Origin of the sequence: Actinomadura darangshiensis (assembly GCF_004349235.1) — a bacterium.
Classification (GTDB): domain Bacteria; phylum Actinomycetota; class Actinomycetes; order Streptosporangiales; family Streptosporangiaceae; genus Spirillospora; species Spirillospora darangshiensis.
The window spans coordinates 1-1,896 of sequence record NZ_SMKY01000594.1; the positions used below are offsets into that span (position 1 = coordinate 1).

At 71.6% G+C, this 1,896-nt stretch carries 1 protein-coding gene; it reads right to left on the reverse strand.

What is annotated here, in order from left to right; genetic code table 11:
• Nucleotides 1-347 precede the first annotated feature (347 nt).
• Nucleotides 348-1,637 carry a sensor domain-containing diguanylate cyclase gene (locus tag E1293_RS46740; RefSeq protein ID WP_132206547.1) on the reverse strand — a complete coding sequence of 430 codons (1,290 nt, stop codon included), beginning with the start codon at nucleotides 1,635-1,637 and terminating at the stop codon, nucleotides 348-350.
• Nucleotides 1,638-1,896: the final 259 nt, after the last annotated feature.

A 1,896-nucleotide genomic window follows, 5' to 3' on the forward strand; every position in this document is an offset into this window, starting at 1 on the left:
GACCCGCCCCTGACCACACAGCCGGACCCAGCCACAGACGGGCCCAGCCACAGACGCGGCCCCAGTCGCAGACGCGGCCCTAGTTGCGGACGCGGCCCTGGTCGCAGACGCGGGTCTAGTCGCGGAGGCGGGTCTAGCGCAGACGCGGCCCTGGCCGCAGACGTGGGTCCAGTTACGGAAGCGGGCCTGGCCGCAGACGCGGGCCTAGTTACGGGAGCCGGTCTAGCCGCAGACGCGGCCCTGGCCGCAGGTGTAGGTCTAGCGGCGAGGCGGGCCTGGCCGCAGAGGCGGGTCTAGTTGTGGAGGCGGGTCTCGTTGCGGAGGCGGGTCTCGTTGCGGAGGCCGGTTCAGGTGTCGGACGCCTTGGGGTTCTCCAGGGCCGGTAGGCAGACGCGGTCGCGGCCGGACGACTTGGCGCGGTAGAGGGCCAGGTCGGCCGCTGCCAGTAGTTCCAGGAGGTCTTGGCCGTGGGTGCGGAAGAGGGCGACGCCCACGGAGACCGTGACGGTGACCGTGCCCTCTTCGGCGGGGACGGCCAGGCGCCGTACGCGCCCGCGCAGGCGTTCGGCTACGCGGCAGGCTTCCACGGTGTCGGCGCCTGGGAGCAGCACGACGAACTCTTCTCCGCCGAAGCGTCCCACCACGTCGTAGTCGCGCAGCTGGTGGCAGAGGGTGCTGGCGACGCCGACCAAGACCTGGTCGCCGATCAGGTGCCCGTGGGTGTCGTTGACGCGTTTGAAGTGGTCGATGTCGATCAGGAGGAGCGCCACGGCGTCGTGGGTGCGCTGGGCGCGGGACAGTTCGGTGTCGGCTTCGCGCTGCCAGGCCGCCGCGTTCAGCAGGCCCGTCTTGGCGTCGGTGCGTGCGGCGGCCTGGAGCTGCTGGTGCATCAGGCTGCGCTGGAGCAGCATCACCGGCGGCAGCGCCAGGAGCAGCAGCCCCAGCGACAGGGCGCTCGTGATCGCGACGATGATGCCGACGCAGAGTTCCACCACGTCCAGCAGGAGGCTTTCGCGTGTCCACAGGACGTCCCGCCAGCGGCTCTCGGGGTTGGCCGCGTGCGCGGCGACGGCGACGATCGCGGTGTTCAGCACCGTGAACAGGGCCGCGCAGCCGACCGCCGCCGGGATGCCCGGGTAGGTCTCGACGACCCACTGCGGCGCTCCCTCTAGCGGCTCCGGCACCACCAGGTGGAACGCCTTGGACGCGCACGCGCCGGCGATCCCGAGCGCCCCGGCGACGATCGCCCGCCGGTAGACCAGCGTGCGCCGGACCCGGAACTGCAGCAGCGCTTGCAGCGGCACCGGGATCAGCAGGACGTACACCGGCGGCAGCAGCAGCGCGACCGGCAGCCACCAGGCCGACAGCAGGTCGCGCGCCACCCCGGCGGGTATCCCCAGCCGCCGCGTCGCCTCGATGCACACCGCCCCGCACACCAGGAGCGCCGCGAACGTCATCAGGTCGCCGCCCCGGAACGGGGTCTCCAGCAGCCCCGCGACGGTCAGCCCCAGATGGACCGCGACGACCAGCGGCACATAGATCACGAGCAGGGACGGACGCCCCAGTATCGCCCGGCGCCTGGGCCTGCGGGCCAGTTCCCCACCACGGTCCTCGGCGGACGACTGCACTGCCGTCATCCTTCCCCCTTACGCGAATCACGTTGTGTAACACGATAGTTGCAACGTGTGCGGAACGGGCGTGAAACAGGTACGTTCGGGAACGCACATGCGGGTGACCGCTCCGGCCACCCGCATCGGGGCCCGCGAGATCGCGGTGCTCAGCACATCCGAGGGGGATACCACCATGCGCGGCGTTTCCTGGATCTGACCAGGCCGCAGAAACCCCGCAGGTTCGGGGGCGCAGACCGGCACCCGCCCCTGCCGGCCACGCCCCCAC

Coding starts and splice junctions, on each gene's coding strand:
- E1293_RS46740 (WP_132206547.1), bottom strand. CDS start 1,637: ATGACGGCAGTGCAGTCGTCCGCCGAGGACCGTGGTGGGGAACTGGCC.